Here is a 6,000-nt window from a genome sequence, read left to right on the forward strand (position 1 = left end):
CCCTCACATCGAAATCCGCCATTTCGACCTCTCCCGCGCAGGGAAGGGTCGAAATGGGGGATCTCGAACGTCGCAGAACGGCAGAAGGTCAGGAGATCGCGTCGATGTAGACGGGCTTGGCGGTGGTGGTGGCGGCCAGGGGGCGCAGGGCGTTCAGCGCGGCGAGGCGCCGGCCGAGGTCGGCCTTGGTGTCGTGGGCGCGCTCGAGCAGATCGGCCTGCGCGGCGAGCAGGCGCCGGGTGCGCTCGCGCAGCTCCTCGGGCAGCGGCGGCATGCCGGTCGGGGCATCCCACCGCGGCACCTCGCCGCCCGCGGCCGCGGCGGCGAGATCCGTCTCGATTCGCTCGAGGACGGATTCCCAGAGCGTCAGCGACTCAGGCGACGCCACGTTCGGAGCCGGATGTCTGCAGCGAGAGCGCGGCCTGCGTCCACGACTCGCGCAGCGGCGTCATGAGGCGCAGCGCCTCGCGGGTGCGCTCGACATCGCGGTTGAGGTTGGCGGCGGCGAGCGCGTTCTTCACATAGACGTAGATCGCAAAGAGGCGGTCGGCGCCGTCCCAGACGTCCATGCGCAGCGTGAGCTGAAGCTCGGTGATGATGTCCTGCGCGTGCATGAGGTGCCCATGCGCATCGATCCATTCCTCCGCGAGCTGCGCGGCTTCCGCGCGCTGCATGTCGAGCACGAGGCGGTCGTACAGCATGACGACGAGCTGGGCAGGGGTCGCCGAGAGCACGCTCTCGCGGGTGTAGGCGGTGCGGGCCTGAAGCGCGTTGGTCATGGGATCGCTTTCTTCCGAGGTTGGGATCAGGAGGACTTCTTGGTGGACGACGACGAGGTGCCGTTCAGCGAATCGAAGTACGAGGTGAGGAACGAGCCCTGCGAGTTGATCTGGCTGATCATCGTCTCCATGTAGGAGAACTGCTGCTCGAGCTGCGTCTGCTTCTGGGTGAGCAGTGTCGCCATGTCGGTGGACTTCTGCTGCATCGCCGCGATGGTGTCCTTCTCGCCCGAGATCTCGGTCGAGAGCGATCCCGCGGTCGGGTCCGAGACATTCGTCGCGACCTGGGAGACGCGCGAGGTGACCGTGGCGAGCAGGGATTGCGTGCCGGCCGGGTCGTTCGTCATCGCCGTCTGGAACGTGCTCGAGTCGAAGGTGATGTTGCCGTTCTCGTCCAGGTTGATCCCGATCGACGAGAGCGAGGTGCCGTTGGCGTCGAGGGTGAGCGCGTCGGTGAGGTCCTGTGCTGCGGTGCGCACCGTCGAGTCGGTCGTGAACGGGCCCAGGTTCGTCGTGGTCGCGCCGCTCGTCGGGTCGGTCGACGTGGAGGCGCTCGAGCCTTGCTGGACGAGTGCGAGGATGTTCTGCACCGAGGTGACGAGACCCTGTACGGTGCTCGCGTCGGCCTGGGTGTCCTGGCTGACATCGAGACTGATCGCGCCGGAGCTGAGGCCTTTGACCGCCAGCGTGACGCCGGGCAGCACAGTGGCGAAGGTGTTCGTGCTCGATGTGACGGCCTGCGCGGCGCTCGTTCCGGCCCAGAGCGTGATCTGGGCGTCGGCCGCCTGGGTGAGGTTGGTGCCGCCGAGGCCGGCGATGATGTCCTGGCCGCCGGCGGTGATGCTGTACGCGCTGCTCGCCCCCGTCGAGGTGGACTGGAGCTGGAGGCGGTAGAGCGGATTGCCCGAGCCGTCGGTGCCGGCCTGCACCTTGGTCGCCGTGACGCCGGCGCCTGCGCCGTTGATCGCGGCGGCGACGTCATCGAGGCTGGTGGATGCGGCGGTGACGTTGATGGTGCCCGTCGACGTGGTGATCGCGAGACCGGTGCTCGCGGTCCAGATCGACATCGCGGCTGTGACGTCGCTCTGGCGCGCGGCGAGCCGGTCGACGCTGAAGCTGAGGTTGCCGGCCGCGGCGGTCGAGGTGGCGGACGCGGACGCGACAGACGGGTCGGACACCGTCGCCGCCATGGCGTTCGCCGTGTAGCTGCCGGTGAGCGGCGCGGTCGCCGTGGCGAGCGAGGCGAACTGAGAGTTCAGCGTCTGCAGTGCGGACATCGTCCGCTGCTCGCTGGTGATCTGGTTGTTGAGCAGGGTCTGGGGCAGCGTGGCGTTGGCCATCAGCTTGGCGATGATGCTCGAGGTGTCGAGGCCGGACGCGAGTCCGCTGAGTTGGGTCGCCGAGGTGGTGGGCGTGCTGGAAGCGATGGTCATCGCTGCCCCCTTGGATCGCTACTAGTTGCCGAGGAGCTTGAGGATGCCCTGCTGGCTGGAATTCGCCTGGGCGAGCATGGAGACGCCGGCCTGCTGCAGGATCGACGCTTGCGAGTAGGTGACCATCTCGCTCGCCATGTCGGTGTCCCGGATGCGGCTGTTCGCGGCGGAGAGGTTCTGACCCTGGATCGCGAGCGACTGCACCGTGTCCGAGAAGCGGTTTTCGTCGGCGCCGAGGGTGGCCTGGCCGGTCGAGACGGCGCTGATGGCGGCATCCGCCGCCGTGATGACGGCCTGGGCAGTGCCTGCCGTCGCGGAGATCGGCGTCGCGAGTGCGGCATTGAGCGTCGTGACCGCGCCGCCGGCGCCCGTGAGGTTGACGTTGGCCACGGCGACGACGTCGGTGGCCGCGTTCGTCCCGGTGCCGACCTGGAAGTTCGTCGCCGGCGTCGAGCCGTCGAACAGCTTGATGCCGTTGAACGACGTGCCGTCGCCGATGCGGGTGAGCTCCTGGCTGAGCTGGCCGATCTCGGTGTTGATGGCACCGTACGAGTCGGTGGTGTTGGTGCCGTTGGCGCCCTGGACGGCGAGATCCCGGATGCGGTGGAGGATCGACTGCACCTGCGTGAGCGCTCCGTCCGCGGTCTGCAGCATCGAGATGCCGTCCTGCGCGTTGCGCTGCGCGACGGCGGTGCCGGAGACCTGCGCCTGCAGGCCCTCCGAGATCGCGAGGCCGGCCGCGTCATCACCGGCGGTATTGATGCGGTAGCCGCTCGAGAGGCGCGCGAGCGCCTGCTGGAGCTTGCCCTGCGTGTTGTTGAGGTTGTTGTAGGCCTCGAGTGCAGGGACGTTCGTGTTGACGGAGAACCCCATGGCTTCTCTCCTCGACTGGGATCGGCATCCGCGGATGGATGCTGGTAACCCGGACTATCGCCGAGTGAGCCGATCTCGTTAGCACCGTGTTTCGTGCACAGCGGGAGAGGCGCCGGCGGCGCCGGCCGGGGTGATCCCTTACCCCGGCCGGCACCGCCGACGCCTGGCGGTGGCCGACTAGCCGAGGAGCTTCAGGATGCCCTGGTTGCTCGCGTTCGCCTGGGCGAGCATGGAGACGCCGGCCTGCTGCAGGATCGACGACTGCGAGTAGGTGACCATCTCGCTGGCCATGTCGGTGTCCTGGATGCGGCTGTTCGCGGCGGAGAGATTCTGGCCCTGCACCGCGAGGTAGGACGACGCGTGGGCGAAGCGGTTCTCGGCAGCACCGAGGGTCGCCTGGCCGGTCGAGACCGAGCTGATCGCGGTGTCGACAGCGGTGATGACCGCCTGCGCCGTGGTGTTGTCCGAGATCGGCGTGCCGAGCGTGGTCGACAGCGTAGTGATCGAGCCGGCGGCGCCGGTGAGGTTGACGTTGTTCACGGCGACGGTGTCGGTCGCCGCCGCGCCGGTGCCGACCTGGAAGGTCGTCGACGCGGTCGAGCCGTCGAACAGCTGGATGCCGTTGAACGAGGTGCCGTTGCCGATGCGGGTGAGTTCCGCGCTGAGCTGGCCGATCTCGGTGTTGATGGCGCCGTAGGAACCCGTCGTGTTGGTGCCGTTGGCACCCTGCACGGCGAGGTCGCGGACGCGGTGGAGGATGCTCTGGACCTGGGTCAGAGCGCCGTCCGCGGTCTGCAGCATCGAGATGCCGTCCTGCGCATTGCGGCTGGCGACCGCGGTGCCGGACACCTGCGCCTGCAGGCCCTCCGAGATCGCGAGGCCCGCAGCGTCATCGCCGGCGGTGTTGATGCGGTAGCCGCTCGAAAGGCGGGCCAGCGACTGCTGGAGCTTGTTCTGCGTCGACGACAGGTTGTTGTACGCCGAGAGGGCAGCGATGTTGGTGTTGACAGAGAATCCCATGATCGTCTCTCCTTGACTGGGTTTCACCCGCCCATCCGTAGGCAGGTGTTCTTGCACCGGGTTCTATCGGTCCCCGGGGGTCGTGCGTTAGTTCGTTCCGAGCCTCAGCCCGCGGTGGGGCGCATCCGCTGCGAAGCGGGGAGTGCGCGCTCGCGGAACGCGTCGAGGTACGCGACGGTTCGCGGGGTCGTCTTGCGTTCGGGCTCCTCAACGGGCTCGCTGTCGCCGTAGAACTTCTCGAGGCCGGCCTTGAGCAGGGCGATTGCCTGGGCGCGCTGCTGCGAGACGGCCGAGTGAGTCACGCCCAGTTCCTCAGCCAGCTCGGTGACGGAGCGATCCTCGAAGTAGACGGCCTTGACGATGTCGCGGAGGCGCTCGGGCAGCGACTCGACGGCGTGGTGGACGAAGTCGAGCCGCTCGTTGATGAGGGCCGCCTCGTCGGGCGTGATCTGGGGCGAAACGATCGTCTCGACCGCGTAGGCGTCGAGGCTCGTGACGGTGCGCGTCGCGTAGCTGACGCCTTGCGCGGCCGTCGCGCGGTCGACGCCGAGCGCGTGGGCGATCTCGTCGACGGTCGGCTCCCGGCCGAGGGCGGCCGTGAGCTGCTCCTGGGTCTTCATCGTCGCGGTGATCTGCTGGCGCGCGGCGCGCTTGGCCCAGTCGGCCCGGCGCATCTCGTCCTTGATGGCGCCGATGATGCGCTCGCGGGCGTAGGCGCCGAACGGGACACCGCGAGTCGGGTCGAAGGCGTCGGCCGCTTCGATGAGGGCGATCGAACCGGCTGCGGCGAGGTCGTCGCGCGAGAGGTGGGTGGCGGAGCCGGCCACCTCCGAGACGAGGTACCCGACCAACGGCAGGTTGGCCAGGACAACGTGGTTTCGTTCACTAGGGATCACGTTGATGAACGTATGCGGGGGGAAACTCCTGTAAAAGAGCTGGCTACCGTTTCGGCCAAAAAGGGGGCAGAAACAACGTTCTATGTGGGGATGTCCTGTGGGAAACGTTGTGGAATCTGGTCAGTTGTCCAGGAAATGCCTGAGATCCCAGTCGTTTCAAGGAAGTGGTGCCTGTTTCCCCGGTTAACGCCGCGTTACAGAGACGGGGAATCGACTATCGGTTTCACGCGAAATCGCCCTCGCGGAGGGGGAGCCCCAAAACGGGGGGCGTGCCCCTTTTGTGCACATTTATGTGTTGTTATGTGCAACTTCTCGGCGTGTCGACGTGCGCCTTTCGGCCACCGGGCGGTAGGTGTGATAGACGAAGAGCCCCCACCGTGCGGCGGGGGCTCTTCGGGTGAGGGGCGGTGCTACGCGTTGAGCGTGACCTCGATCTCAAGGGTGATGGTCACCTCGGAGCCGATGAGGAAACCGCCGCCCTCGAGGACGGTGTTGTAGGTGAGGCCCCAGTCCTCGCGGTTGATTTTTCCCTTCGCAGTCCCGCCGGCCTTGTAGTTGCCATAGGGGTCGGCCTGGAAGCCGAGAAACTCGAAATCGAAGGTGAGCGGCTTAGTCACGTCCTTGATCGTGAGGTTGCCGTCGATCTTGAAATCGTGGCCCGCCTGGCGGACGCCGGTTGAGACGAACTCGATATAGGGGTACTTCGCGGCCTCGAAGAAGTCGCCGGTGCGCAGGTGGTTATCGCGGTTCATGTCGTTGGTGTTGACCGAGGCGACCTCGGCCTTGGCGGAGACGGTCGACTCGAGCGGGTTCTCCGCAGTGACGATCGTCGCCTCGAACTTCTCGAACTTGCCGCGCACCTTCGCGATTGCGAGGTGACGGACGCTGAAGCCAACCTCGGTGTGGGAAGGGTCGATCGTCCAGGTGCCGGCCTTGTAGCCGGGGATGTCGAGGGCTGTCATGGTTCTCTCCTGATGGTGACGGAAACGGATGGGTCAA

Annotated in this window: 7 protein-coding genes; all 7 read right to left on the reverse strand. The window is 67.0% G+C overall.

Annotation, left to right across the window (positions count from 1 at the left end; all coding sequences use genetic code 11):
• Positions 1 to 88 precede the first annotated feature (88 nt).
• The gene (locus tag M7D61_RS07880) at positions 89 to 388 is read right to left on the reverse strand and encodes a hypothetical protein (RefSeq protein WP_298229244.1); all 300 of its coding nucleotides are present in this window, start codon (positions 386 to 388) and stop codon (positions 89 to 91) included.
• Entirely contained in the window at positions 375 to 779 is a 405-nt protein-coding gene (gene fliS / locus M7D61_RS07885) for a flagellar export chaperone FliS (protein ID WP_298229245.1), read from the reverse strand. The genes M7D61_RS07880 and fliS overlap by 14 nt, the downstream gene beginning before the upstream one ends.
• A 26-nt stretch (positions 780 to 805) precedes the next feature.
• Entirely contained in the window at positions 806 to 2,212 is a 1,407-nt protein-coding gene (fliD, locus tag M7D61_RS07890) for a flagellar filament capping protein FliD (RefSeq protein WP_298229247.1), read from the reverse strand.
• Positions 2,213 to 2,233: 21 nt separating this feature from the next.
• Complete coding sequence (locus tag M7D61_RS07895) at positions 2,234 to 3,085, reverse strand: flagellin (RefSeq protein ID WP_298229249.1); 852 nt, start codon at positions 3,083 to 3,085, stop codon at positions 2,234 to 2,236.
• Positions 3,086 to 3,262: 177 nt separating this feature from the next.
• Positions 3,263 to 4,105 carry a flagellin gene (locus M7D61_RS07900; protein ID WP_298229252.1) on the reverse strand — a complete coding sequence of 281 codons (843 nt, stop codon included), beginning with the start codon at positions 4,103 to 4,105 and terminating at the stop codon, positions 3,263 to 3,265.
• 104 nt (positions 4,106 to 4,209) lie between these two features.
• On the reverse strand, positions 4,210 to 5,001 hold the full coding sequence (locus M7D61_RS07905) for a sigma-70 family RNA polymerase sigma factor (protein ID WP_298229254.1): 792 nt from the start codon (positions 4,999 to 5,001) through the stop codon (positions 4,210 to 4,212).
• Positions 5,002 to 5,411: 410 nt separating this feature from the next.
• A complete protein-coding gene (locus M7D61_RS07910) occupies positions 5,412 to 5,963 on the reverse strand; it encodes a YceI family protein (RefSeq protein ID WP_298229256.1) in 552 nt (183 codons plus the stop codon).
• Positions 5,964 to 6,000: the final 37 nt, after the last annotated feature.

The sequence above is a fragment of the Gryllotalpicola sp. genome (assembly GCF_027352875.1).
GTDB lineage: Bacteria > Actinomycetota > Actinomycetes > Actinomycetales > Microbacteriaceae > Gryllotalpicola.

Bases quoted from the DNA above. Each gene is read 5' to 3' on its own strand.
- M7D61_RS07895 (WP_298229249.1), bottom strand. From the start codon at position 3,085: ATGGGGTTCTCCGTCAACACGAACGTCCCTGCACTCGAGGCCTACAAC.
- M7D61_RS07910 (WP_298229256.1), bottom strand. From the start codon at position 5,963: ATGACAGCCCTCGACATCCCCGGCTACAAGGCCGGCACCTGGACGATC.
- fliS (WP_298229245.1), bottom strand. From the start codon at position 779: ATGACCAACGCGCTTCAGGCCCGCACCGCCTACACCCGCGAGAGCGTG.
- fliD (WP_298229247.1), bottom strand. From the start codon at position 2,212: ATGACCATCGCTTCCAGCACGCCCACCACCTCGGCGACCCAACTCAGC.
- M7D61_RS07900 (WP_298229252.1), bottom strand. From the start codon at position 4,105: ATGGGATTCTCTGTCAACACCAACATCGCTGCCCTCTCGGCGTACAAC.